This window comes from Bradyrhizobium sp. USDA 327, assembly GCF_041262065.1.
GTDB classification, from domain to species: Bacteria; Pseudomonadota; Alphaproteobacteria; order Rhizobiales; family Xanthobacteraceae; genus Bradyrhizobium; species Bradyrhizobium liaoningense.
The window spans coordinates 4912459-4936001 of record NZ_JBGCCW010000001.1 but is presented as its reverse complement, the minus strand read 5'-3'; the positions used below and the strand labels follow the sequence as shown (position 1 = coordinate 4936001).

The following is a 23543-nucleotide window of genomic DNA, read 5'->3' as shown; positions in this document are numbered from 1 at the left end:
TCAGAAGTAGGTGCGGATGACGCTCGTTCTGTCGGTTCAAAATTGAACACAAGCAGGTCCGGACTTCAGCGCGCTCCAATCCGGTGATTGGGACATTCACAGCGGATGCGGTAGATCACCACGTCCTCGCCGTGGCGGTTCGTGCTCCGCTCGAGGAGGTAGTTCGATTTCTCCAGCACGCGGCGGGATGCACCGTTCTCGACATTCACGATGCCGATGACGGACGTTAGCGTGAGCTGTGACAGTCCGATGCGCGTCATCGCGGTCGCGATCTCACCGGCAAGTCCCCGGCCCCAGAGGTTGCGCGTGAACGCGTAGGCGATCTCGATCTCGTCGATGTCGTCCACCAGGATGTGCCGGAGGCCCGCCCGTCCTGCGAACGCCCCGTCGCTCGTTCGCAGCGCCCACAGCCCAAAGCCATATCGGTCCCACTTCCGCATCGAGATGCAGCGCGACGAGGTCGGCGTGTTGACTGCTCACGGGATATGGTCGGGCAGTAGCTTGATCTGAATCAAGCACGCCGATGGCACCACAACGCATGGCAAAGGCTGGTGCCATCTTGGTGTGCGCAATGATCTCGACTTGGTACGTCACCTTTGAACTTCGAAAACGGGGTCTGCTCTTGAGAGCGCGGAGCCCGCGCGAGACGAAGACGTTTGCGACAGAGGCCGAGGCCAAGCTGTTCGCGCGTGCAAAGCTCGATGATGGCCTCGCTGTCTTCGCTGGCACGATCAATCCGCACCTTCCCCGGCGACTCATTCCAGCGTCCTGCATCGCCGCTTGGCTTGCCGAGGAACAGGACGACGCGGCAGCGCCTCGAACGCCGGATGCCGAGTAAGCACGTTACCATGCATAGCGATCGCCCTTGAGGTGTTGCCATTTTGGTACGGGCCTGAAGTCCGCTCGCGCCTAAACTTTTGGATGTTCGCAGCACTTATGCACGCCAGCCTGCATAAGAGCTCGTTTCAACGGAAGAATATACGAGCAAAGGGGATGAGACGATGAAGGGATTTTCAATAGCTGCGATCGGCTTCGCGGCGCTGAGCATGACGGCTCCGGCCATGGCAGCCGACATGGCCGTCAAAGCAATGCCGCCGCCGGCGCCGGTGGCGGCGGTCTACAACTGGAGCGGCTTCTACATTGGCGCCAACGGAGGCTGGGGGCAGAGCCATGGCTGCGTTGATTTCGTAACGCCCGCAGGGACAGTCGCAGGCGGTTGCGCCGATCGCTCCGGAGGCCTCGTGGGCGGACAGATCGGGTATCGCTGGCAAATCAATCAGTTTGTGCTCGGCCTGGAAGCGCAGGGCGATTGGGCCGAAATCAAGAACACGCGCGTCAGCCTGATCGATCCATTGATCTCGACCACAGGCAAGATCGACGCCATCGGGCTGTTCACGGCCCAAATCGGTTGGGCTTGGAACGCCTCGCTATTCTACGTGAAGGGCGGCGCAGCCGTGACGCGCAATCGCTTCGATGTATTCAACAACGTCACCGGGGTCGGCCTGGCCTCGGCAGGCCACACGCGCTGGGGCGGCGCTCTGGGTGTCGGCTGGGAATACAGCTTCACGCCGAACTGGTCGTTCGGCATCGAGTATGACCATCTCTGGATGGGTCGTGACAATTTCGGCTACGCAGGCGTGGTCACGCCCGGAGGGTTCATCCTCACCGGTAGCGGGGTCAGCCAGGATGTGGACCTGGTCACGCTTCGGTTGAACTACCGCTTCGGCGGATACGGGGCGCCGGTCGCGGCTCGCTATTGACCTCAAGTCTTCCCGGTGAACTCAGGCCCCGGCATCGACCGGGGCCTTTTTCACGGGCCGCCGAACATACGCGAGGGATGTCCGGCGCGTTCAACGCCAATTCTGCCGGTCGAGGTCGGCGAGTTGCCTTCTGTCCATGATGACGATGTGACGTTGGTTGTTGTCGATGAAGCGAAGGATGCCGAGCTTGCGCAAATACGACAGCGCCCGCGAGATGGTCTCGAGCGTCAGGCCGAGATAATCCGCGATGTCGCGCCGGGTCATCGGCAGCGCGAGAATGCCTGCCGCGGTGAGCCGCCTGTCCATTTCGATCAGGAAGGCGGCAACCCGCTCCATCGACGCGGATCAACGGGTCGCCAGAGTGGAGGCGAGTGACCGGTCTTGCGTTCTGGCGAGGCAAACGGTCATTGGATCCTACGCACGGCAATCGACAAAATCAGGAGATGAGGATGACCCGCTTGCTTCTCCCAATTGTATCGGTTGGCTCAATTCTGGCGTCGATGGTGAGTGGCTCGAGATGGCCCAGTCATCCTCAAGATTGAACACAAGCAGGTCCGGACTTCAGCATGCTCCAATCCGGTGATTGGAACATTCACCGCCGGATACGGTAAATCACGACATCCTCGCCGTGGCGGTTCGTGCTCCGCTCGAGAAGGTAGTTCGATTTCTCCAGCACGCGGCGGGATGCACCGTTCCCGACATTCACGATGCCGATGACGGACGTTAGCGTGAGTTGTGACAGTCCGATGCGCGTCATCGCGGTCGCGATCTCACCGGCAAGTCCCCGGCCCCAGAGGTTGCGCGTGAACGCGTAGGCGATCTCGATCTCGTCGATGTCGTCCACCAGGATGTGCCGGAGGCCCGCCCGTCCTGCGAACGCCCCGTCGCTCGTTCGCAGCGCCCACAGCCCAAAGCCATACCAGTCCCAATGCGCCATGTTGACGTCGAGATATTCCTTCGTTGTCTCGGCCGAGCGCACGCCGCCGAGGTGACGGGACACCTCGGGATCGAGATGCAATGCGACGAGATCAGCAAGATCAGCCTCGCGCAGTCGTTCGGCGGTCAGTCGTTCGGTGACGAAGCGATCGATGGAGCCAGATGGACGCATTTCGAGAAGGTCGCCATGCCGTAGCGGGCCGATGATGCCATTATGCCGCTGTTTTGCCCGACGATGCAAGCGGACTTAGGATAATCCGTAAGTCATTGTTTTCACGGCTCCCGTCTACTGTGCATGGGGTTGTTTTCGCGTTTTTGATATGGCGAGGGCTATCCCGCCCCGAACGCGACAGCGACGTTGTACGTCACGAGGCTCGCCGCATAGGCCAGCACCAGCATGTAGGCGAAGGTCACGGCCATCCAGGCCCAGCTTCCGGTCTCGCGCCGGATCACGGCCAGCGTCGAGGCGCATTGCGGAGCGAAGATGTACCAGGCCAGCAGCGACAGCGCGGTCGCCAGCGACCATTTCGTCGCCAGCACCTGGCCGATCTGCTCGGCCGCTTCCTTGCCGCCCTCGATTGCATAGACGGTGCCGAGGGCTGCGACCGCGACTTCGCGCGCCGCCATGCCCGGGATCAGGGCGACCGCGATCTGCCAGTTGAAGCCGACCGGCGCGAGCAGCGGCTCTATCGCCTTGCCGATCATCGCAGCCAGGCTGAAATCGATGGCCGGCTCGGTCGCACCCGCGGGCGGCTGCGGGAACGAGGCCAGGAACCAGATCAGCACCATCATAGAGAAGATCGTGGTGCCGGCGCGCTGCAGGAACATCTTGGCGCGGGTGTAGATGCCGATCGCGATCGATTTCAGCCGCGGCATCTTGTAGTCCGGCAGCTCCAGCATGAACGGCGCCGGCGCAAAGTCGCGCAGCATGAAGAATTTGATCAGGAACGAAACCAGCAGCGCACTGATGATGCCGGTCGCATAGAGGCCGAACATCACGAGGCCCTGGAGGTTGATGAAGCCCCAGACGTCCCTGGCCGGAATGAATGCCGAGATGATCAGCGTGTAGACCGGAATGCGCGCCGAGCAGGTCATCAGCGGCGCGATCAGGATCGTGGTCAGCCGGTCGCGCTTGTTGTCGATGACGCGCGTCGCCATGATGCCGGGAATGGCGCAGGCAAAGCTCGACAGCAGCGGAATGAAGGCGCGGCCGTGCAGGCCGGCGCCGCCCATGATGCGGTCCATCAGGAAGGCGGCGCGCGCCATGTAGCCGAAATCTTCCAGCAGCAGGATGAACAGGAAGATGATGATGATCTGCGGCAGGAACACGATCACGCTGCCGACGCCCGAGATCACGCCGTTCTGGAGGAAGCTCTGGAGCAGGCCGCCGGGCAGGGTGGCTTGGACGAACTCGCCCAGCGCGTCGAAGCCCGAATTGAGCAGGTCCATCAGCGGCTGCGCCCAGGCGAACACCGCCTGGAACATCACGAACAGGATCAGCGCGAGCACGATGAGGCCGCCGACCGGATGCAGCACCACGGCGTCGATCCGCGCGGTCCAGGTGTCGGGCCTGGCAGGCAGGCTGACGCAGTCGGCGATGATGCGGTCGGCCTCGCGCTGGGTGGCGCGCAATTCGCTGACGCTGAGCGCGCGCCAGCTGTTCTCCCGTGGCTCGGCGGCGAGCTTGGCCGAGATGTCGTCGGTCAGCTTGAGCAGATCGGCCGTGCCGCCCTTGCGCACCGCGATCGAGGTGACCACGGGCACGCCGAGCTCCTTGGCGAGCCGCTCCGCGTCGACGGTGATGCCGCGGCGGCTCGCGATGTCGAACATGTTGAGCACGAGGATCATCGGCCGTCCCGTGCGCTTGAGCTCGAGCAGCAGGCGGATGGTCAGGCGCAGATTGGTGGAATCGGCGACGCACAGCACGAGGTCGGGCACCGTCTCGCCGCTGGCCTTGCCGAGCACGAAGTCGCGGGTGATCTCCTCGTCCGGGCTGCGGCCGCGCAGCGAATAGGTGCCGGGCAGGTCGACCACCGAGACCTGGCGTCCCAAGGGGGTGACGAAGAAGCCCTCCTTGCGCTCGACGGTGACGCCGGGATAGTTCGCGACCTTCTGCCGGCTGCCGGTCAGGGCGTTGAACAGCGAGGTCTTGCCGCTGTTCGGCGTGCCCACCAGGGCGAGATGCAGCAGGGGTAGTTCCATGTGATCAGGGCCCGGATGAGGCGTCCCGTCGCTATCTAGGCGACGATGATGGCCATGGCTTCGCGACGGCGGACCGCGATGGTGATGCTGTCGACCCGTACGGCGATCGGATCGCGCCCGACCAGCCCCTCATGCAAGATCTCGACCCGGGCGCCCTCGACGAAGCCGAGTTCGATCAGGCGGCTTTCGAGCTCGACGTCCGAGAGCGCCGAGCCCGCCTGCTTGGCGGAAAGGTGCTGGATGACGCCGGTATAGCCACGCTGGGCCAGACCCAGCGGCATGTGCGGACGCGTGTCAGTGGTGTCGGTCATGCCCTGTATTTTCAACGCAAGGCATTGAGGTCAAGCGCGCACGCCCGCGGAAGCTGCACCTTAGAGTGATTTTAAAGTGTCGCAGCCGGGGTGCCGTCGTGGGCACCCCCGAAGGCTACTGGGCCGGGACCTTGTCCGGCTGGGCGGCCATGGCGCGGCTCTTGAAGTAGTCCAGGACGAAGAGGCGGATCGCCGACGACAGATTGCCTTGCTGGCGGTTGTTGTCGATCTCGCCGACCAGCTCGGACAACGTCATGTTGCGCAGGCCGGAGATCTCCTTCATGCCGTTCCAGAACGCCTCTTCCAAGCTGACGCTGGTCTTGTGGCCGGCGACGACGATTGACCGCTTCACGACGGGCGACTTCATGGCTGCTCCTCGTGATCGATCCGGTGCTGGTCCAGATGCTCCTTGGCCTGGTCCGCCCGCTTCTCCTCCGCCGAGCGTGCCGCCTTCGTGCGACCGAATTTCGCCCGGTTGGCGTCCGCCTGCTTCGCCGAGGCTTCCCGCTCGGCGCGCTTCCTGAATCGATTCAGGTTGATGACGTTCCCCATGCCGCGTCTCCATCATCCGATCCTCGCTAGGCAGGATGAAACATTCAGAAACAGGGTGCCGCGTTGCGCCCCGAAAGACTTGATCGCCATTCGCTCGTCCTCGTCAATCGGCCCATCGGACCATCAAACGATGAATTTCGCCCGTCGAGGGCAGTAGAGCTGCGTAACACGCCGCTCCGCCGTAACATTGACGGTAATCAAATCCCTCCCCCAAAACCGCATATTTCTGGAGGGCCGAGGCTCCGTATCATTACGGATGGCTGTCGGAATTCGGAAATCTATCCCGGGCTGGTCATCTTCTCGGGGCGTACCAGACGGTCGAACTCGGCGGCCGAGACGAAGCCGAGCCGCAACGCCTCCTCCTTCAGCGTGGTGCCGTTGGCATGCGCCGTCTTGGCGACCTTTGCCGCGTTGTCGTAGCCGATCTTCGGGGCCAGCGCCGTGACCAGCATCAGCGAGCGCTCCATCAGCTCCTTGATGCGCTTTTCGTCGGCGCGGATGCCGCTGACGCAATGTTCGGTGAAGGAGCGTGCGGCATCCGCCAGCAGGCGGATCGAGTGGAGCATGTTGTAGGCGAGCACGGGCTTGTAGACGTTGAGCTCGAAATGGCCCTGGCTGCCGGCGACGGTGATGGCGGTGTGATTGCCGAACACCTGGCAACACACCATGGTCATCGCCTCGCATTGGGTCGGATTGACCTTGCCGGGCATGATCGAGGAGCCCGGCTCGTTTTCCGGCAGGATCAGCTCGCCGAGGCCCGAACGCGGGCCGGAGCCGAGCAGGCGGATGTCGTTGGCGATCTTGAACAGGCCGGTCGCGACCGAATTGATGGCGCCGTGCGCCAGCACATAGGCGTCGTTCGAGGCCAGCGCCTCGAATTTGTTGGCGGCGCTGGTGAACGGGAGCTTCGTGATGCGGGCAACATGCTTTGCGAACAGTTTTGCAAAGCGCGGCTTCGAGTTGAGGCCGGTGCCGACGGCGGTGCCGCCCTGCGCCAGCGGATAGAGGTCCTTCACCGCGACCTTGAGCCGGGCAATGCCGCTTTCGACCTGCGCGGCATAGCCGGAAAATTCCTGGCCCAGCGTCAGGGGCGTCGCATCCTGGGTGTGGGTGCGGCCGATCTTGACGATCTTTGCGAACTCCTTCTCCTTCTTGCGCAGCGCGCGGAGCAATTCGCCGAGGGCAGGGACGAGATCGGCATTGATGCGGCTTGCGGCCGCGATGTGCATCGCGGTGGGAAACGAGTCGTTCGACGACTGGCTCATGTTGACGTGGTCGTTGGGATGCACCGGCTTCTTGGCGCCAAGCTCGCCGCCGAGCAGCTCATTGGCGCGGTTGGCGATCACCTCGTTGAGGTTCATGTTGCTCTGCGTGCCGGAGCCGGTCTGCCACACGACAAGCGGAAAATGATCGTCCAGCCTGCCTTCGATCACCTCGCGCGCGGCGCGGATGATGGCGCCCGCGCGGCGCTGGTCGAGCAGGCCGAGCTCGAGGTTGGACTGCGCGGCAGCGAGCTTGACGATGCCGAGGGCATGCACCAGCGAGATCGGCATGCGATCGGCGCCGATGCGAAAATTCTGGCGCGAGCGTTCGGTCTGGGCCCCCCAATAGCGGTCGGCGGGGACCTCGATGGGACCGAAGCTGTCGGTTTCGATGCGGGTCGCGGAGCGTGAGGGGCGGGTCGTCTTGGCGGTCGTCTTGGCCATGAGCACATCCATTTTGCCGCGCGAAAGCCGCACGGCCTTTTCGTGTGCTTCTCTATATAGGCAGTTTGGCTCTGTGCGACGGGCTCGGGCCCAGTCTAGATCATTTCTTGCGGAAACGATCGAGCCGCACGACCTCGGCGCCGCCTTGGCTCGGCGGGGTCGGCTCGTCGGTGGCTTCCGCTGTCTCGGTCGCAGGTGCTGGCACCGATACAGCCGACGGCGCGGGCGCTGCAGGCAGAGTCTCGGATGGCACCTCGGCGACGTCGGAGGTGTCGAACTGGAGGCCGAACTTCACGGACGGATCGAGGAAGCTCTTGATGGCACTGAACGGCACCACCAGCCGCTCCGGAATGCCGCCAAAGGACAGGCCGACCTCGAAGCGGTCCTCGAGCACGGTCAGGTCCCAGAACTGGTGCTGGAGGATGATCGTCATCTCTTCCGGATATTGCGCGAGCAGTCGCGGCGACAGCTTCACGCCCTCGGCCTTCGACACGAAGGTGATGAAGAAATGGTGCTCGCCCGGCAGGCCATGGGCCGCGGCATCGGTCAGCACCTTCCGCAGCACGCCGCGCAGCGCGTCGCGGGCCAGCACATCATATCGGATATGATCGGTCGCCATGGTGGTCCTGTTGCATCCCCGAAGCCGGACCCTGCCGGCCCGACTCGCCAAGCCGCAATAGTACCGCGCCTGAGCGGTGAGCAGGAGTCCCCGCCGGGGAAGAAATGAAAGAGTTAAAGTGGAGGCTTCTGTTGCCAGGTGCCTCCGAACCCCGCCTAACGGAGCTTAACCCGCTAGGACTTTAGAGTGGTCTTTCAAACTGCGTTACGCAGCCTGAGCAACCGGAGCAAAGTTGTCGTTGGCAACTATTGCAGTAGCCCGATAACGGCGGAACAATACCGGGAAAAAGTACGCCCTTTACGCCCTCGTCGATCCTATTTCGCCCCCGCCAAAACCCGCTTCTGGGCTAGCCCGATGGTGGGCTTTGGTGGAGGCGCCGGGTACCGCCCCCGGGTCCGAATGGTTTATTGCGACGACCGTTTATTTCCATAGCCGGCGAACCGGCATCCCCAATATAGGGCGCAAAGCTTTCGAAAAACAGGGGTTTCGAGCGGATTGGCTGCGGTTCCCTTTGGATAGGTTCCGGATCGTCTTGGCCGCGGCGCGACCCTCGTTCTAAGCTCCTGACATGTCCTCGGATTCAGCACCGGCCGTCCAAGAGCCGGATCTCGCCACCGCACCGCCAAGCCTGATCGCGCTGTTTCTGGCCTTCGCCAGGATGTCGCTGGCCGGTTTCGGCGGGGTCCTGGTGTTTGCCCGCCGCGCGATCGTCGAGCAGCACCGCTGGATGACCGCGGACGAGTTCAACGAGACCTTTGCGCTCTGCCACTTCCTGCCCGGGCCCAACATCGTCAATCTGTCGATGGTGTTCGGATCGCGGCTGCGCGGCATCGCCGGCGGCATTGCCGCCTTCGCCGGGCTGTTGCTGCCGCCGACGCTGATCATGACGGTGCTTGCGATCGCTTACGCCCGATTCGGCGATATCGAGGTGCTGCGCCGTATCCTTGCCGGCATCTCCTGCGCGGCGGTCGGCCTCTTGATCGCCGTGGTCTTCCGCATGATGACGCCGCTGCTCAAGCGGGCGGATCCCTTCGCGGTGATCCTGATGCTCGGCGTGTTCCTCGCCATCGGCGTGCTTCGCCTGCCGCTCCAGGCGGTGCTGCTGGTCGCGATCCCCATCAGTATCGGCCTCACTTATTTCCTGCGGCGGAAAGTAGCAGCATGACCGGCCACAGCCCGATCTGGTCGCTGATCTCCACCTTCGGTCTGATGTCGCTATTCGCCGTCGGTGGGGCTGCGGCAGCGGTGCCCGAGATGCACCGTATCGCGGTCGAGGTGCATCACTGGATGACGGACAAGCAGTTCGCGGACGCCTATGCGATCGCGCAGCTCTCGCCAGGTCCGAACGTGCTTATCGTGACGTTAATCGGCTATGCCGTGGCCGGCATCCCCGGCGCGCTGGCGGCGACGCTGGCGATGTGCCTGCCGACGGCGCTGCTTGCCTATTATGTCAGCCGGCTCCTGAATCGCCCCAGCCAATCGCGCTGGCCCGGCCTGATCCAGGCTGGATTGGTTCCGCTCTCGATTGGCTTGATGGCGGCGAGTGCCCTGATCCTGGCCCAGTCCACCGATCGCAGCATTGCTGCACTGCTTCTGACCGCAATGGTTGCGGTGATGGCATCCGTCTCGCGCGTCAATCCACTGTGGCTCCTGCTCGCCGGGGGCGTGTTGGGTTTTGCTGGCATTGTGTAATGAAAATCGCTAGGCAGTGATCCGGGCGGGGGATCCAGTTCCAGCCGATTTAGAACAACAGTGCTCGTGACTTACGGGTCGCGGAGGAGACAGGCATGGCCGACACGATGGGCCACTCAGCGACAGCCATCCGAAACACAAAGGTGGCGCTCGGCTTTTGTCTGCTGGCGATTGCGCCGCAGATTTTCGAATTGATCTGGTCGACCGGAACACTCTTCGGCTGGGGGACCGGCCGCGGCCCGGCGACGGTCGTCACCAGCCACGCGACGGCGCTGCTCGCCGGCGCACCCGGTGCCATATTCGGATCGTTCGGCGGCGGCACCAAGAAGATGTCGTCCGAGGTGCTGCTGGCGCTGATCTATTCCTATCCGCTGTTCGCGGTGGCGATCCTCACGCTGTTCATGACGATCCGCTCGGCGCAGGACTATGTCGGTGGCGTCGTCCTGATGGCGGTCGCCCTGCTCGCCCTGTGGGCGTCGAGTGATTTGCAGGGCATGCGGGGCTTCTCCTTTGGCGCAGGGACCGCGCCGCGCATGTTCGGCGGACTGCTGGTCGCCTTGTCCGCCGGCATCGCCCTGACCGGCCTTCTGACCGATGGGCCTGCGATGGCCCATTACTCCTGGCGCGGACCGCTGTTCGTGGTGGCCGCGATCCTCTTCTTCGCGCTGGCGATTCGGCCGCTCGGCGTCGTGGTCACGGCCTTCGCGAGTTTCATGATCGCGGCGACGGGCTCGCACGAGACGCGGTGGCTCGAAGCGGCGATCGTCGGCGCCTGCCTGACGCTCGGTTGCGCCATCCTGTTTCCATACGTGCTCGGGCTGCCGATGCCGATGTTTCCGCGTTTCCTGATCCAGTGAGGGCGTGATGGATATCTTTGCCAACCTCGCTCACGGCTTCGCCGTCGCCTTCTCTCCGATCAATCTCCTGATGTGCCTGATCGGCGCCCTCGTCGGCACGCTGGTCGGCGTTCTCCCGGGCATCGGCACCATCGCGACCGTCGCGATGTTGCTGCCGATCACCTTCGGACTGCCGCCGGTCGGCGCGCTGATCATGCTCGCCGGCATCTATTACGGTGCGCAATATGGCGGCTCGACCACGTCGATCCTCGTCAACATACCCGGTGAGGCGACATCGGTCGTCACCGCCATCGACGGCCACCAGATGGCCAAGCAGGGCCGCGCCGGCCCGGCGCTGGCAATCGCCGCGATCGGCTCGTTCTTCGCCGGCTGCGTCGCGACGGTCTTGATTGCCATCCTCGGCGCGCCGCTCACGAAACTCGCGCTTGCGTTCGGCCCGGCCGAATACTTCTCTCTGATGGTGCTCGGCCTGATCTTCGCGGTGGTGTTGGCCAAGGGCTCGGTGCTGAAGGCGATCGCGATGATCGTGTTCGGCCTGCTGCTGTCGATGGTCGGCTCGGACATCGAGACCGGCGCCTCGCGCATGGCCTTCAACATTCCCGAACTCGCCGACGGTCTCGGCTTTGCGACGGTCGCGATGGGCGTGTTCGGCTTTGCCGAGATCATCCGCAACCTCGACCATGGCGCCGGGATGAACCGCGACCTCGTGCAGCAGAAGATCACCGGCCTGATGCCGACCAGGAAGGACCTGATCGACTCGACGCCGCCGATCCTGCGCGGCACCGTGCTCGGCTCGATCCTCGGCATCCTGCCCGGCGGCGGTGCGGTCATCGCATCGTTTGCGGCCTATACGCTCGAGAAGAAGCTGGCCAAGGACCCGTCGCGGTTCGGTCGCGGCGCGATCGAGGGCGTGGCGGGGCCGGAGAGCGCCAACAACGCCGCGGCGCAGACCTCCTTCATCCCGCTGCTGACGCTCGGCATCCCGCCGAACGCGGTGATGGCGCTGATGGTGGGCGCGATGACCATTCACGGCATCGTGCCGGGTCCGCAGGTGATGCAGAAGCAGCCGGATCTCGTCTGGGGCATGATCGCCTCGATGTGGATCGGCAATCTGATGCTGATCATCATCAACCTGCCGCTGGTCGGAATCTGGGTGCGCCTCTTGCGCGTGCCGTACCGGCTGATGTTCCCCTCGATCGTGATCTTCTGCGCGATCGGCATCTATTCGGTGAACAACGCACCGGTCGACGTCATCCTGGCCGGTATCTTCGGTCTCGTCGGCTACTGGCTGATCAAGCACGATTTCGAGCCGGCGCCGTTGCTGCTCGGCATGGTGCTGGGACCGCTGATGGAAGAGAACCTGCGCCGCGCGCTGCTGATCTCGCGCGGCGACTGGAGCGTGTTCCTGACGCGTCCGTTGTCGGCGGTGCTGCTGGCGGTTGCGGCGGGCCTTCTTGTCCTTACGGTGCTACCGGCGTTGCGCGCCAAGCGCGACGAGGTGTTCACCGAGTCCGAGAACTGAGGTCGCCGCCCAACGGCGCGCCGCGTCCTGCGTCGGCGCGCCGCATTCGGAAGTCGAATCGACTCGTGTGACGGCTTCGTGAAATGAAAATAGCGGCCTTTGGGCCGGCAGTGTGTTTGTGTCCAAGGGGATCCACATGACCTTTCTTCGCGCGCTCACGGGCGCATGTGCCGCAGCGCTTGCTTCGCTGGGCACCTTCATCGCGGCGGCCGAGGCGCAGACCTACCCGACGCGCAGCATCACCATGATCGTGCCGTTCGCGGCCGGCGGGCCGACCGACGTCGTCGCGCGCATCGTCACCTCGCACATGGCGCAGACGCTGGGACAAAGCATCATCATCGAGAACGTCGTCGGTGCCGGCGGCACCACCGCGACCACGCGCGCCGCGCGCGCGGCCAATGACGGCTATACGCTGATCACCGGTCATATGGGCACGCATGCCGCATCTGTGCCGCTCTATCCAAAGCTCGCCTACCATCCCGAGAAGGACTTCGAGCCGATCGCGCTGCTCGCAGGCACGCCGATCCTGATCCTCGCGCGCAAGGACTTTCCGCCGAAGGACCTGAAGGAGTTCGTCACCTATGTGAAGGCGAATGCCGAGAAGGTGAACGCCGCGCATGCCGGCGTAGGCTCGGTCTCGCATGTCTCCTGCGAATTGCTGCACTCGATCCTCGACATCAAGCCGGTCGGTGTGCCCTTCAACGGTACGGGACCTGCGATGAACGCACTGGTGGCGGGCCAGGTCGATTACATGTGCGACCAGATCGTCAACGCCGTGCCGCAGATCAACGCCGGCACCATCAAGGCCTATGCAATCGCAACGCCGGAGCGCAATCCGTCGTTGCCCAACGTGCCGACGACGGCTGAAGCGGGCCTGCCGAAGTTCCAGGCCCAGGCCTGGAACGCGATGTTCGCCCCCAAGGGAACCTCGCCCGCGATCGTAGCGAGCCTGAACGCTGCGGCCGTCAAGGCGCTCGATGACGAGACCGTGCGCAAGCGCCTGCTCGAGCTCGGCAGCGTCATCCCGGGCCCCGCCGAACGGACGCCGGAATCGCTGGCCGCCCTCGTCAAGAACGAGATCGCGAAGTGGACCCCGGTGCTCAAGCCGGCAACTTAGGCAATCCGATCAAGCTGATAGGCAGAAGGGCGGGACGCAGGTTCCGCCCTTGTCGTTTGTGCCGGGGACACTCATTTTTCCGGGTATAATCGCCGCGGACAGCGAATCGCTGCTGTTGCAACATGGGGGCGGCCGCTAACTTCGCCGCCTCCCCCGAGGCTGCCGTCTTCCTAAGGTTTTTGGCACATGCACCAGTATCAGGACCTGCTCGAGCGGATTCTTTCAGACGGCGCCGAGAAGACCGACCGGACCGGTACCGGCACGCTTTCCGTGTTCGGCCACCAGATGCGTTTCAATCTGTCCGCCGGCTTCCCGATGCTGACCACCAAGCGGCTGCCGCTGAAGGCGATCGTGCACGAGCTGTTGTGGTTCCTGAAGGGCGACACCAACATCAAATATCTGCGCGACAACGGTGTCACCATCTGGGACGAATGGGCGGACGCCAATGGTGATCTCGGCCCAGTGTACGGCCATCAATGGCGCTCCTGGCCCACGGCCGACGGGCGCAGCATCGACCAGATCGCCAATGTCGTCGACATGATCAAGCGCACTCCCGATTCCCGCCGGCTGATCGTCACCGCCTGGAATCCGGCCGACGTCGAGAAGATGGCGCTGCCGCCCTGCCACCTGCTGTTCCAGTTCTATGTCGCGAACGGCAAACTGTCGTGCCAGCTCTATCAGCGCTCGGCCGACGTCTTCCTCGGCGTGCCCTTCAACATCGCCTCCTATGCGCTACTCACCATGATGGTGGCGCAGGTCACCGGGCTGAAGCCCGGCGACTTCGTGCACTCGCTCGGCGACACCCATCTTTATTCCAACCATCTGGAGCAGGCCAAGCTCCAGCTCACCCGCGCGCCGCGCGCGCTGCCGGTGATGCGTATCAACCCTGATGTAAAGGACATCTTCTCCTTCCGCTTCGAGGATTTCGAGCTCGTCGGCTACGATCCGCATCCGCACATCAAAGCGGAAGTCGCGGTCTAGCCCAGATGTCGTTGGCCATCCGTCGTGCGCAGGCCGGAGAAGCCGGCCTCGTTCTGTCCTTCATCCGCGAGCTTGCCGAATACGAAAAGCTCTCGCACGAGGTGGAGGCGACCGAGGCTGACATCGCCGACGCGCTGTTCGGTGAAAGGCCGCAACTCTATTGCGCGATCGCCGAGTGGAACGGTGAGCCGGTCGGCTTCGCGGTGTGGTTTGCGAATTTCTCCACCTTCAGCGGCCGCCACGGCATCTATCTCGAAGATCTCTACGTGCGGCCGTCGCATCGGGGCAGGGGCCTCGGCAAGGCGCTGCTGGTCCATCTCGCCAGGGAATGCGTCGAGAACGGCTGGTCGCGCCTGCAATGGGCGGTGCTCGACTGGAACGCGCCGTCGATCGCGTTCTACAAGTCGCTGGGCGCCGTCATGATGGACGACTGGACGCTGTGCCGCATCACCGGGCCTGCGCTGAGGCGGCTTGCCGGGAGTGCGCCCTGATGGAGATCGTCTTCGTCGTCGCGATTGCGGAGAATGGCGTCATCGGCGCCGGCAACGCCATTCCGTGGCGATTGAAATCCGACATGGCCCGCTTCAAGGCACTCACGATCGGCAAACCGGTGATCATGGGCCGCAAGACCTTCGAATCCCTGCGCCGGCCGCTGCCGGGCCGCACCAACATCGTGATCACGCGCGATGCGGCGTATCGTGCCGCGGGCGCCGTCGTCACGACATCGGCCGCGGAGGCGGAGGCGGTCGCGCGCGGCGATGCCCTGCGGCGTTCGGTCACTGAGATCGCGGTGATCGGCGGCGCCGAGATCTACCGGCAATGGCTTGATCGCGCCGATCGCCTCGAAATCACCGAAGTGCATGCGCGGCCCGAAGGCGACACGCATTTCGACATCGACAAGGCCGGGTGGGAGGAGACCGCGCGCATCCGTCATCCTGCCGGACCCGACGACAGCGCCGATTTCTCCTATGTGACATATCGTCGGCGGGCGGCCATTAACCGCATTCGCCAATGTTTACATTGACTTTTTCGTGCCCGAGCATAGCTCGGAGGACGGCCCGGGTTGCGTTGTAAGGGACCTGCCTGTCCCCTATAAAGCCGGACCGGACAACGCGGGCGGGGGCAATTCCACCCTGCCGAGGAGATCATCGAATGCCGTGGAAGAATCAGGGCGGTGGCCCGTGGGGCTCGGGTCCAAAGGGACCATGGGGCTCAGGCCCGCAACCGGTCGGGCCGAGGCCGCCGGATCTGGAAGACCTTCTGCGGCGCGGCCAGGACCGCCTCCAGCAGATCATGCCGGGCGGCTATTTCTCCGGCATCGGCATCACGCTGATCATCCTGCTGATCGTTGCATTCTGGCTGCTGTCGGGCTTCTTCCGCGTGCAGTCCGAAGAGCTCGGCGTCGTGCTGCGCTTCGGCAAGCATGTCCGCACCGTGCAGCCGGGCCTGAACTATCATCTGCCTTATCCGATCGAGACCGTGCTGCTGCCGAAGGCGCTGCGCGTCAACACCACCTCCATCGGTATGACGCTGATCGACGATCCGGCGCGGCGCGGCCGCTCCATTCGCGACGTGCCTGAAGAGAGCCTGATGCTGACCGGCGACGAGAACATCGTCGACGTCGACTTTACCGTGCTCTGGCGCATCAAGCCGGACGGCGTCGGCGACTTCCTCTTCAACATCCAGAATCCCGAAGGCACCGTGAAGGCGGTCGCCGAGAGCGCGATGCGCGAGGTGATCGGCCGCTCGCAGATCCAGCCGATCCTGACCGGCGCGCGGAACGTCACCGAGCAGAACGTGCACGAACTGATCCAGAAGACCCTGGATAGCTACGGCGCGGGTATCCAGATCAGCCAGGTGCAGATGCAGAAGGTGGATCCGCCGGCGCAGGTGATCGACGCCTTCCGCGACGTACAGGCGGCGCGCGCCAATCTCGAGCAGCTGCAAAACGAAGCGCAGACTTACGCCAATCAGGTGGTGCCGCAGGCGCGCGGCCGTGCCGCGCAGATCCTGCAGGCTGCCGAAGGCTACAAGGAGCAGGCGGTCGCCGAGGCCAAGGGCCAGAGCGCGCGCTTCCTGAAGGTTTACGACGAGTACAAGAAGGCGCCCGACGTGACGCGTGAACGGATCTATCTGGAGACCATGGAACGCGTGCTCGGTGGCGCGGACAAGCTCATTTATGACGGCGGCAGCGCCTCGGGGCAGGGCGTCGTGCCCTATCTGCCGCTTCCCGAACTGACGACCAAGCGGCCGCCTACCACCGGTCCGCAGTCGAGCGGAGGCAGCCGATGAGGTCTCCGGTCACAGGTTTCGTCACGCTGCTCGGGCTGCTTCTGGTCCTGATCGTAGCTTACATGTCGCTGTTCACGGTGCAGCAGACCGAGCAGACGATCGTGCTCCAGTTCGGCCGGCCCGTCGACGTCGTCACCGCGCCCGGCCTGCATTTCAAGGCGCCGTGGAATTCGGTGATCAACATCGACAAGCGGATCCTCGACCTGGAGAATCCGTCGCAGGAAGCGATCGCGTCCGACCAGAAGCGGCTCGTGGTCGACGCCTTCGCGCGCTACCGCATCAAGGACGCGTTGCGCTTCTATCAGAGCATCGGCTCGATCCAGGCTGCCAACGTCCAGCTCACCACGCTCCTGAACGCGGCGCTCCGCCGCGTGCTCGGCGAGGTCACCTTCATCAACGTGGTGCGCGACGACCGCGAGAAGCTGATGCAGCGCATCCGCGACCAGCTCGATCGCGAGGCCGACGGCTACGGCATCGAGGTCGTCGACGTCCGGATCCGCCGCGCCGACCTGCCGGATCAGAACAGCCAGGCGGTCTACCAGCGCATGAAGACCGAGCGCGAACGCGAGGCCGCCGAGTTCCGTGCACAGGGCGGTCAGAAGGCGCAGGAGATCAAGTCCAAGGCCGACCGCGAGGCCACCGTGATCGAGGCAGAGGCAAGGTCGCAAGCCGATCAAACGCGCGGCATTGGCGACGCCGAGCGCAACCGCCTGTTCGCCGAGGCCTACGGCCAGGACCCCGACTTCTTCGCCTTCTACCGGTCGATGACGGCCTATGAGAACGGGCTCCGTTCGAACGACACCCGCTTCCTGCTGCGACCGGATTCGGATTTCTTCCGGTACTTCAGCAACCCGTCCGGCAAGATGGCGACCGAGACGCCGGCGAAGCCGTAAGCTAGACAAGGGCGGCCGGTCTGGCCGCCCTTTGTCCAGACAAGAACAGTATAGCGGGGAGGTTCCATTCCGATGAGGTCCATTGCGTTCGCCGACTTCCTCATCGGCCTAGGCATCCTGTTCGTGCTGGAAGGCTTGATGTTCGCGGCCAGTCCCAACTGGATGCGCAAGGCCATGAAGAGCGCTATCGCTACGCCGGACAACGTCCTGCGGGCGGTTGGGATCGGTTCGGCCGTGGCCGGTCTGGTCCTGATCTGGGTAATCCGGCGCCCGATTTAGGGCATCAGGCCAACGCCAAAGTGAAGGCGTCAGACCGGTTTTCGTCGTATTGTCGGGGTCTTGAGGCCCGTTAAGCTCCGCGCTTGCGCCGTGCCCCCGTTCGAGCGCAGTCTGGCGCCGAATCCCTTTGTCTGGAGATCACAATGACCGCTGCCACCACTGCCCCGTCCCGCTCGCGCCGTCGCGTGCGACTTGGTGTGCGAATTGGGCTGGCCGCGCTCGCCGTCGGTGCTTTCAGCGCGTTCGGCACGCCGGCCTATGCGCGCGGACCGGATGGCATCGCCGATGTCGCCGAGAAGGTGATCGACGCGGTCGTCAACATCTCGACTTCCCAGACGGTCGAGGCCAAGGGCGGCGGCGGCAGCAACACTATGCCGCAACTGCCGCCCGGCTCGCCGTTCGAAGAGTTTTTCGACGACTTCTTCAAGAACCGCCGGGGTCCCGGAGGCGGCAGCAAGGGCGGCGACAACCCGCCGCGCAAGACCAACTCGCTCGGCTCCGGCTTCATCATCGACGCATCAGGCGTCGTCGTCACCAACAACCACGTCATTGCGGACGCCGACGAGATCCACGTCATCCTCAACGACGGCACCAAGATCAAGGCCGAGCTGGTCGGCGTCGACAAGAAGACCGATCTCGCCGTGCTCAAGATCAAGCCGCCGAAGCCGTTGGTCGCGGTCAAGTTCGGCGACTCCGACAAGCTGCGCCTGGGCGACTGGGTGGTCGCGATCGGCAATCCCTTCAGCCTGGGGGGCACGGTGACCGCCGGCATCGTCTCGGCCAAGAACCGCGACATCTCATCAGGACCGTACGACAGCTACATCCAGACCGACGCCTCCATCAATCGCGGCAATTCCGGCGGTCCGCTGTTCAACCTCGACGGCGACGTCATCGGCGTCAACACGCTGATCATCTCTCCATCCGGCGGCTCCATCGGCATCGGCTTCGCCGTGCCGTCGAAGACGGTGGTGGGCGTCGTCGATCAGCTCCGCCAGTTCGGCGAGCTGCGCCGCGGCTGGCTTGGGGTGCGCATCCAGAGCGTCACTGACGAAATCGCCGAGAGCCTCAACATCAAGCCGGCGCGCGGTGCGCTGGTCGCCGGCGTCGACGACAAGGGTCCGGCCAAGCCCGCCGGCATCGAGCCCGGCGACGTCGTCGTCAAGTTCGACGGCAAGGACGTCAAGGATCCGAAGGACCTCTCCCGCGTCGTCGCCGACACGGCGGTCGGCAAGGAGGTCGACGTCGTCATCATCCGCAAGGGGCAGGAAGAGACCAAGAAGGTCACGCTGGGTCGCCTCCAGGATCCCGACAAGGTGCAGGCCGCGGTGAAGACCGACGAGCCGGCGCCGGAGAAGCCGGTGACGCAGAAGGCGCTTGGCCTCGATCTCGCAACGCTGAACAAGGATCTGCGCACGCGCTACAAGATCAAGGACAGCGTCAAGGGCGTGGTCGTCACAAATGTCGATGCCAATTCCGACGCAGCCGAGAAGCGCCTGTCCGCCGGCGACGTCATCGTCGAGGTGGCGCAGGAGGCCGTTTCCAGCGGTGCCGACATCCAGAAGCGGGTCGATCAGCTCAAGAAGGACGGCAAGAAATCGGTGCTGCTGCTGGTCTCCAACGGCGACGGCGAGCTGCGCTTCGTGGCCCTGAGCGTGCAGTAGGAAACGCACGGTGCCGTAAGGTGGGCAAAGCGAAGCGTGCCCACCATCCTTGTCTCCACCATCACGGCGTGAAATGGTGGGCACGGCGCAAGGGCGCCTTTGCCCACCCTACGGCCGCTGAGTGTGCGGCAAGAGGCTACACGTCGACGAACTCGTCGCGCCGATAGCCCTGCGCATACAGCAGCGCGGTGAGATCGCCGTGATCGATCCGCGCTGCCGCGGCAGCCGCCACCGCGGGCTTGGCGTGATACGCCACGCCGAGCCCAGCCGCCTGAATCATCGCGAGATCATTGGCGCCGTCGCCAACCACGACCGAGTCGATGTCGTCGAGATCGAACGACTCCATCAAGTCCACCAGCGTCGCTAGCTTTGCCGCGCGGCCGAGGATCGGCTCCCTCACCTCTCCGGTGAACTTGCCGTCGCGCACGACGAGCTCGTTGGCACGGTTCTCCTGGAAGCCGATCTTGGCGGCGACCGCAGTCGTGAACAGCGTGAATCCGCCGGAGACGAGGCAGGTGTAGGCGCCGTTCGCGCGCATGGTCGCGACCAGTGTTCTGCCGCCCGGCGTCAGCGTGATGCGCTTGGCCAGCACCTCGTCGACCACGCTTGCGGGCAGGTCCTTGAGCAGCGCGACGCGCTCGCGCAGCGCCGGCTCGAACTCGATCTCGCCGCGCATCGCGCGCTCGGTGATGGCGGCGACATGCGCCTTCACCCCGACGAAATCGGCGAGCTCGTCGATGCATTCCTGGCCGATCATGGTGGAATCCATGTCGGCGAGAAAAAGCTTCTTGCGCCGGGCGCCGACTGGCTGCACGACGATGTCGATGGGCAGGTCGCCGCGGAGCTCGCGCAACCGCTGCTCGATGGCGTGACGGTCGCCTTCGAGGTTACTGTCGGTGCCGAAGGGGATGTCGACCGCGACGCCGTCGAACAGCCAGTGCGCGGGCGTCGCCTGTGGCAGCACGGCGCGGGCGCCGTCGACGATGGTCGAGTCGAGTGCGGGATTGTCAGGGTTGCAGATCAGCGTGGCAACGAGGGACATTGAGGTTTTCGTGAGCGAGGGGCATTCAAGCAAGGCCGTGCTTATCGCAGGCCCGACCGCCAGCGGCAAGTCGGCGCTGGCGCTCGAGCTTGCCCTCGCCACTGGCGGCGTCGTCATCAATGCCGATTCCATGCAGGTCTACCGCGACCTCCGCATCATCACGGCACGGCCGACGGCGGCGGACGAGGCGCTCGTGCCGCATCGCCTCTATGGCCATGTCGATGCGGCCGTGAATTTCTCGGCTGGTGCCTGGGTCAGCGACGCGGCGAAGGCGCTCGATGAAGCAAGGGCTCAAGGCCGTCTGCCGATCTTCATCGGCGGCACCGGGCTCTATTTCAAGGCTCTGACGGCCGGCCTCTCCGTGGTGCCGCCGATCCCTGCCGAGGTGCGCGACGATGTGCGCGCGCGGTTGGAACGGAGTGGCGTCGAGGCGCTGCACGCGGAACTTGCGCGCCGCGACCCAGCTGCCGCCGAGCGATTGAACCTGCGCGACCGCACGCGGATTGCACGCGCGCTCGAGGTGATCGAGGCGACCGGGCGCTCGCTGCTCGACTGGCACCGGGAGGGGCAGCCACCGCTGCTGCCCAAGGGCAGTTTTCGCGCGGTGTTTCTCGCGCCCGAGCGGGACGAGCTCTATGCCCGCATCGATACCCGCTTCGACGCCATGTTGGGAGCCGGCGCGTTGATGGAAGTCGAGCGGCTCGCCGCCAGACACCTCGATCCGCTGCTGCCGGCGATGAAAGCCCATGGCGTGCCGGCCTTGATCCGGCATCTGCGCGGCGATCTCAGCCTGGAGGAGGCCGCCAGCATCGGCCGCGCCGACACCCGTCACTACGCCAAACGGCAGTTCACCTGGTTCCGGCACCAATTGCCGGAATTCGAATGGGTCAGGCCGGAGGAGGCGAGGGGTTGGCTCGCGGCGGTCGTGAAGGCGGGCAACGCTTCCGACTGACGCGCTTTTGTGCCGGGTTCCCCGAATTTACCTCTCGCCGAGCTGCGGGAACACCGCTACACTGCCAAAATCGCGTGGGAATGGCCGCATTGCCTTGACATCCGGGCTTTGGCCGCTATGTTTCGCGCAACCTTTGGGAAGCCGAGCCCTGCCATGCGTAACATTATTACCAAACTCCTTATCGCCGTCGTACCCAGGCACACCGCCGGGGATGGCTAGCTGCCATCCACAAGACAGGCGGTGTGCATGGGCCCTCTTCGGGGCCTTTTTTATTTCCCGAACCCGACACGAACGAAGCCGCTGACAACAGCGCATCCGGAGCAAGCCAATGAGCGACAAGAGCCACGATCCGAACCAGATGACCGGCGCCGCGATGATCGTCCGTGCGCTCATCGATCACGGCGTGACCGACATTTTCGGCTATCCCGGCGGCGCGGTGCTTCCGATCTATGACGAGATCTTCCAGCAGAGCGAGGTCCAGCACATCCTGGTCCGCCACGAGCAGGGCGCGGGCCATGCCGCCGAGGGCTATGCGCGTTCGACCGGCAGGCCGGGCGTTGCGCTGGTCACCTCCGGTCCCGGCGCCACCAACATGGTCACGCCACTCACCGACGCGCTGATGGACTCGATCCCGCTGGTTTGCATCTCCGGCCAGGTGCCGACGCATCTGATCGGCAACGACGCGTTCCAGGAATGCGATACCGTCGGCATCACGCGCCCCTGCACCAAGCACAATTGGCTGGTGCGCGACGTCAACGATCTCGCCAAGGTGCTGCACGAAGCCTTCTATGTCGCGACCTCCGGCCGTCCCGGCCCGGTGCTGGTCGACGTGCCCAAGGACGTGCAGTTCGCGACCGGCACCTATCACCCGCCCCGCAAGTCCGACGTGCACCGCTCCTATGCGCCGCGTGTGAAGGGCGATGCGACGCAGATCCGCAAGGCCGTGGCGCTGCTGGCCAATGCCAAGCGCCCCGTGATCTACAGCGGCGGCGGCGTCATCAATTCCGGCCCCGAGGCGACCAAGCTCTTGCGCGAGTTGGTCGAGGTCACCGGCTTCCCGATCACCTCCACCCTGATGGGTTTGGGGGCGTACCCGGCCTCGGGCAAGAACTGGCTCGGCATGCTCGGCATGCACGGCACCTACGAGGCCAACATGACCATGCATGATTGCGACGTCATGCTGTGCGTCGGCGCGCGCTTCGACGACCGCATCACCGGCCGCGTCGATGCGTTCTCGCCCGGCTCGAAGAAGATCCACATCGACATCGATCCGTCCTCGATCAACAAGAACATTCGCGTCGACGTGCCGATCATCGGCGATTGCGGCAACATCCTCGGCGACATCCTCCAGGTGTTCAAGGCGGAGGCGAAGAAGCCCGACATCAAGAGCTGGTGGCAGCAGATCGCGCAGTGGCGTGCCCGCAACTCGCTCTATTACAAGAAGAGCAACGACGTCATCCTGCCGCAGCACGCGATCCAGAGCCTGTTCGAGGCGACGCGCGGTAAGGACACTTACATCACGACCGAGGTCGGCCAGCACCAGATGTGGGCGGCGCAGTTCTACGGTTTCGAGGAGCCGCATCGCTGGATGACGTCGGGCGGTCTCGGCACCATGGGCTATGGCCTGCCGGCGGCGGTCGGCGTGCAGGTTGCCCATCCCGACAGTCTCGTCATCGACATCGCGGGCGATGCCTCGGTGCAGATGACGATGCAGGAGATGTCGACGGCAGTGCAGTACGAGCTGCCGATCAAGATCTTCATCCTGAACAACCAGTACATGGGCATGGTGCGGCAGTGGCAGCAGCTGCTGCACGGCAACCGCCTGTCGCATTCCTACTCGGAAGCGCTGCCGGATTTCGTCAAGCTCGCGGAGGCCTATGGCGCCGTCGGCCTCCAGGTGCACAAGCCCGCCGATCTCGAGGGCGCCATCAAGGAGATGATCTCGGTCAAGCGCCCCGTGCTGTTCGACTGCCGCGTCGCCGCGCTGGAGAACTGCTTCCCGATGATTCCCTCCGGCAAGGCGCACAACGAGATGCTGTTGCCGGAACAGGCGAACGATGAAGCCACCGCGAAGGCATTCGCCGGCGGCAAGGCGCTGGTGTGAGCGCGATGTCCGCAAACTCCGATGTCATCGCCCGGTTCGACCGGGCGCTCCAGTCCGCTGTGGCA

At 64.4% G+C, this 23543-nt stretch carries 24 protein-coding genes, 1 other RNA gene and 1 pseudogene; 15 read left to right on the top strand and 11 right to left on the bottom strand.

Going from position 1 to position 23543, the window contains the following annotated elements; translation table 11 throughout:
* Positions 1 to 65 precede the first annotated feature (65 nt).
* Positions 66 to 446: a GNAT family N-acetyltransferase gene (locus ABIA42_RS23215; protein ID WP_370123967.1), complete on the bottom strand. Its 381-nt coding sequence runs from the start codon at positions 444 to 446 to the stop codon at positions 66 to 68.
* A 555-nt stretch (positions 447 to 1001) separates the two neighbouring features.
* Here ABIA42_RS23215 and ABIA42_RS23210 point away from each other — a divergent pair.
* On the top strand, positions 1002 to 1760 hold the full coding sequence (locus tag ABIA42_RS23210; RefSeq protein WP_370120836.1) for an outer membrane protein: 759 nt from the start codon (positions 1002 to 1004) through the stop codon (positions 1758 to 1760).
* Between the two features lie 90 nt (positions 1761 to 1850).
* Here the strand turns inward: ABIA42_RS23210 and ABIA42_RS23205 are convergent.
* From ABIA42_RS23205 to ssrA, 9 genes and pseudogenes are all read right to left on the bottom strand, one after another.
* Positions 1851 to 2099: pseudogene (locus ABIA42_RS23205) on the bottom strand (helix-turn-helix domain-containing protein); the annotation flags it as partial.
* A 253-nt stretch (positions 2100 to 2352) separates the two neighbouring features.
* Entirely contained in the window at positions 2353 to 2850 is a 498-nt protein-coding gene (locus ABIA42_RS23200; protein WP_271531171.1) for a GNAT family N-acetyltransferase, read from the bottom strand.
* Positions 2851 to 3026: 176 nt separating this feature from the next.
* Positions 3027 to 4898: a ferrous iron transporter B gene (locus ABIA42_RS23195; protein ID WP_370120839.1), complete on the bottom strand. Its 1872-nt coding sequence runs from the start codon at positions 4896 to 4898 to the stop codon at positions 3027 to 3029.
* A 35-nt stretch (positions 4899 to 4933) separates the two neighbouring features.
* The gene (locus tag ABIA42_RS23190; protein WP_061879324.1) at positions 4934 to 5209 is read right to left on the bottom strand and encodes a FeoA family protein; all 276 of its coding nucleotides are present in this window, start codon (positions 5207 to 5209) and stop codon (positions 4934 to 4936) included.
* A 115-nt stretch (positions 5210 to 5324) separates the two neighbouring features.
* Positions 5325 to 5576 carry a ribbon-helix-helix domain-containing protein gene (locus ABIA42_RS23185; protein ID WP_025038043.1) on the bottom strand — a complete coding sequence of 84 codons (252 nt, stop codon included), beginning with the start codon at positions 5574 to 5576 and terminating at the stop codon, positions 5325 to 5327.
* Entirely contained in the window at positions 5573 to 5761 is a 189-nt protein-coding gene (locus tag ABIA42_RS23180; protein ID WP_028177109.1) for a DUF4169 family protein, read from the bottom strand. Before ABIA42_RS23180 ends, ABIA42_RS23185 begins: the two co-directional genes overlap by 4 nt.
* A gap of 278 nt (positions 5762 to 6039) precedes the next feature.
* Positions 6040 to 7479, bottom strand: a complete 1440-nt coding sequence (gene fumC, locus ABIA42_RS23175) for a class II fumarate hydratase (protein ID WP_370120844.1) — start codon at positions 7477 to 7479, stop codon at positions 6040 to 6042.
* Between the two features lie 88 nt (positions 7480 to 7567).
* Complete coding sequence (locus ABIA42_RS23170; protein ID WP_028177111.1) at positions 7568 to 8086, bottom strand: SspB family protein; 519 nt, start codon at positions 8084 to 8086, stop codon at positions 7568 to 7570.
* Positions 8087 to 8203: 117 nt separating this feature from the next.
* Positions 8204 to 8570: a transfer-messenger RNA gene (gene ssrA, locus ABIA42_RS23165) on the bottom strand.
* Positions 8571 to 8654: 84 nt separating this feature from the next.
* Between ssrA and ABIA42_RS23160 the strand changes: the two genes are divergently transcribed.
* The 12 genes from ABIA42_RS23160 (at position 8655) to ABIA42_RS23105 (ending at position 19380) form a co-directional block, all read left to right on the top strand.
* Positions 8655 to 9251, top strand: a complete 597-nt coding sequence (locus ABIA42_RS23160; protein WP_271530825.1) for a chromate transporter — start codon at positions 8655 to 8657, stop codon at positions 9249 to 9251.
* The gene (locus ABIA42_RS23155; RefSeq protein WP_370120848.1) at positions 9248 to 9778 is read left to right on the top strand and encodes a chromate transporter; all 531 of its coding nucleotides are present in this window, start codon (positions 9248 to 9250) and stop codon (positions 9776 to 9778) included. Before ABIA42_RS23160 ends, ABIA42_RS23155 begins: the two co-directional genes overlap by 4 nt.
* Positions 9779 to 9873: 95 nt before the next feature.
* Positions 9874 to 10635, top strand: a complete 762-nt coding sequence (locus tag ABIA42_RS23150; RefSeq protein ID WP_271530823.1) for a tripartite tricarboxylate transporter TctB family protein — start codon at positions 9874 to 9876, stop codon at positions 10633 to 10635.
* A gap of 7 nt (positions 10636 to 10642) precedes the next feature.
* Positions 10643 to 12157 (top strand): tripartite tricarboxylate transporter permease, encoded by a 1515-nt coding sequence (locus tag ABIA42_RS23145; protein ID WP_271530822.1) that lies wholly within the window; start codon positions 10643 to 10645, stop codon positions 12155 to 12157.
* Positions 12158 to 12293: 136 nt separating this feature from the next.
* Complete coding sequence (locus tag ABIA42_RS23140) at positions 12294 to 13274, top strand: tripartite tricarboxylate transporter substrate binding protein BugD (protein ID WP_271530821.1); 981 nt, start codon at positions 12294 to 12296, stop codon at positions 13272 to 13274.
* 186 nt (positions 13275 to 13460) lie between these two features.
* Positions 13461 to 14255, top strand: coding sequence for a thymidylate synthase (locus ABIA42_RS23135; RefSeq protein ID WP_271530820.1), 795 nt, complete (start codon positions 13461 to 13463; stop codon positions 14253 to 14255).
* Positions 14256 to 14260: 5 nt separating this feature from the next.
* On the top strand, positions 14261 to 14746 hold the full coding sequence (locus ABIA42_RS23130) for an N-acetyltransferase family protein (RefSeq protein WP_370120852.1): 486 nt from the start codon (positions 14261 to 14263) through the stop codon (positions 14744 to 14746).
* Positions 14746 to 15279, top strand: a complete 534-nt coding sequence (locus tag ABIA42_RS23125; protein WP_370143648.1) for a dihydrofolate reductase — start codon at positions 14746 to 14748, stop codon at positions 15277 to 15279. Before ABIA42_RS23130 ends, ABIA42_RS23125 begins: the two co-directional genes overlap by 1 nt.
* A gap of 128 nt (positions 15280 to 15407) precedes the next feature.
* Entirely contained in the window at positions 15408 to 16547 is a 1140-nt protein-coding gene (gene hflK, locus ABIA42_RS23120; RefSeq protein ID WP_271530818.1) for an FtsH protease activity modulator HflK, read from the top strand.
* Entirely contained in the window at positions 16544 to 17440 is an 897-nt protein-coding gene (gene hflC / locus ABIA42_RS23115) for a protease modulator HflC (protein WP_271530817.1), read from the top strand. Before hflK ends, hflC begins: the two co-directional genes overlap by 4 nt.
* A 72-nt stretch (positions 17441 to 17512) precedes the next feature.
* Positions 17513 to 17719 (top strand): DUF2065 domain-containing protein, encoded by a 207-nt coding sequence (locus ABIA42_RS23110; RefSeq protein WP_028177121.1) that lies wholly within the window; start codon positions 17513 to 17515, stop codon positions 17717 to 17719.
* Positions 17720 to 17862: 143 nt separating this feature from the next.
* Complete coding sequence (locus tag ABIA42_RS23105; RefSeq protein WP_370120860.1) at positions 17863 to 19380, top strand: Do family serine endopeptidase; 1518 nt, start codon at positions 17863 to 17865, stop codon at positions 19378 to 19380.
* A 136-nt stretch (positions 19381 to 19516) separates the two neighbouring features.
* Here ABIA42_RS23105 and serB read toward each other — a convergent pair whose 3' ends face one another.
* Positions 19517 to 20422, bottom strand: a complete 906-nt coding sequence (gene serB, locus ABIA42_RS23100; RefSeq protein ID WP_370120863.1) for a phosphoserine phosphatase SerB — start codon at positions 20420 to 20422, stop codon at positions 19517 to 19519.
* A 10-nt stretch (positions 20423 to 20432) separates the two neighbouring features.
* Here serB and miaA point away from each other — a divergent pair, with 10 nt between their 5' ends.
* Entirely contained in the window at positions 20433 to 21374 is a 942-nt protein-coding gene (gene miaA, locus ABIA42_RS23095; RefSeq protein ID WP_370120866.1) for a tRNA (adenosine(37)-N6)-dimethylallyltransferase MiaA, read from the top strand.
* 328 nt (positions 21375 to 21702) lie between these two features.
* A complete protein-coding gene (locus tag ABIA42_RS23090) occupies positions 21703 to 23478 on the top strand; it encodes an acetolactate synthase 3 large subunit (protein ID WP_370120868.1) in 1776 nt (591 codons plus the stop codon).
* The last annotated feature ends 65 nt before the right edge of the window (positions 23479 to 23543 follow it).

Coding starts and splice junctions, on each gene's coding strand:
- serB (WP_370120863.1), bottom strand. CDS start 20,422: ATGTCCCTCGTTGCCACGCTGATCTGCAACCCTGACAATCCCGCACTC.
- ABIA42_RS23185 (WP_025038043.1), bottom strand. CDS start 5,576: ATGAAGTCGCCCGTCGTGAAGCGGTCAATCGTCGTCGCCGGCCACAAG.
- hflK (WP_271530818.1), top strand. CDS start 15,408: ATGCCGTGGAAGAATCAGGGCGGTGGCCCGTGGGGCTCGGGTCCAAAG.
- ABIA42_RS23135 (WP_271530820.1), top strand. CDS start 13,461: ATGCACCAGTATCAGGACCTGCTCGAGCGGATTCTTTCAGACGGCGCC.
- ABIA42_RS23110 (WP_028177121.1), top strand. CDS start 17,513: ATGAGGTCCATTGCGTTCGCCGACTTCCTCATCGGCCTAGGCATCCTG.
- ABIA42_RS23170 (WP_028177111.1), bottom strand. CDS start 8,086: ATGGCGACCGATCATATCCGATATGATGTGCTGGCCCGCGACGCGCTG.
- ABIA42_RS23180 (WP_028177109.1), bottom strand. CDS start 5,761: ATGGGGAACGTCATCAACCTGAATCGATTCAGGAAGCGCGCCGAGCGG.
- ABIA42_RS23145 (WP_271530822.1), top strand. CDS start 10,643: ATGGATATCTTTGCCAACCTCGCTCACGGCTTCGCCGTCGCCTTCTCT.
- ABIA42_RS23190 (WP_061879324.1), bottom strand. CDS start 5,209: ATGACCGACACCACTGACACGCGTCCGCACATGCCGCTGGGTCTGGCC.
- hflC (WP_271530817.1), top strand. CDS start 16,544: ATGAGGTCTCCGGTCACAGGTTTCGTCACGCTGCTCGGGCTGCTTCTG.
- ABIA42_RS23150 (WP_271530823.1), top strand. CDS start 9,874: ATGGCCGACACGATGGGCCACTCAGCGACAGCCATCCGAAACACAAAG.
- ABIA42_RS23125 (WP_370143648.1), top strand. CDS start 14,746: ATGGAGATCGTCTTCGTCGTCGCGATTGCGGAGAATGGCGTCATCGGC.
- ABIA42_RS23105 (WP_370120860.1), top strand. CDS start 17,863: ATGACCGCTGCCACCACTGCCCCGTCCCGCTCGCGCCGTCGCGTGCGA.
- ABIA42_RS23155 (WP_370120848.1), top strand. CDS start 9,248: ATGACCGGCCACAGCCCGATCTGGTCGCTGATCTCCACCTTCGGTCTG.
- ABIA42_RS23090 (WP_370120868.1), top strand. CDS start 21,703: ATGAGCGACAAGAGCCACGATCCGAACCAGATGACCGGCGCCGCGATG.
- ABIA42_RS23210 (WP_370120836.1), top strand. CDS start 1,002: ATGAAGGGATTTTCAATAGCTGCGATCGGCTTCGCGGCGCTGAGCATG.
- ABIA42_RS23195 (WP_370120839.1), bottom strand. CDS start 4,898: ATGGAACTACCCCTGCTGCATCTCGCCCTGGTGGGCACGCCGAACAGC.
- ABIA42_RS23140 (WP_271530821.1), top strand. CDS start 12,294: ATGACCTTTCTTCGCGCGCTCACGGGCGCATGTGCCGCAGCGCTTGCT.
- ABIA42_RS23160 (WP_271530825.1), top strand. CDS start 8,655: ATGTCCTCGGATTCAGCACCGGCCGTCCAAGAGCCGGATCTCGCCACC.
- fumC (WP_370120844.1), bottom strand. CDS start 7,479: ATGGATGTGCTCATGGCCAAGACGACCGCCAAGACGACCCGCCCCTCA.
- ABIA42_RS23130 (WP_370120852.1), top strand. CDS start 14,261: ATGTCGTTGGCCATCCGTCGTGCGCAGGCCGGAGAAGCCGGCCTCGTT.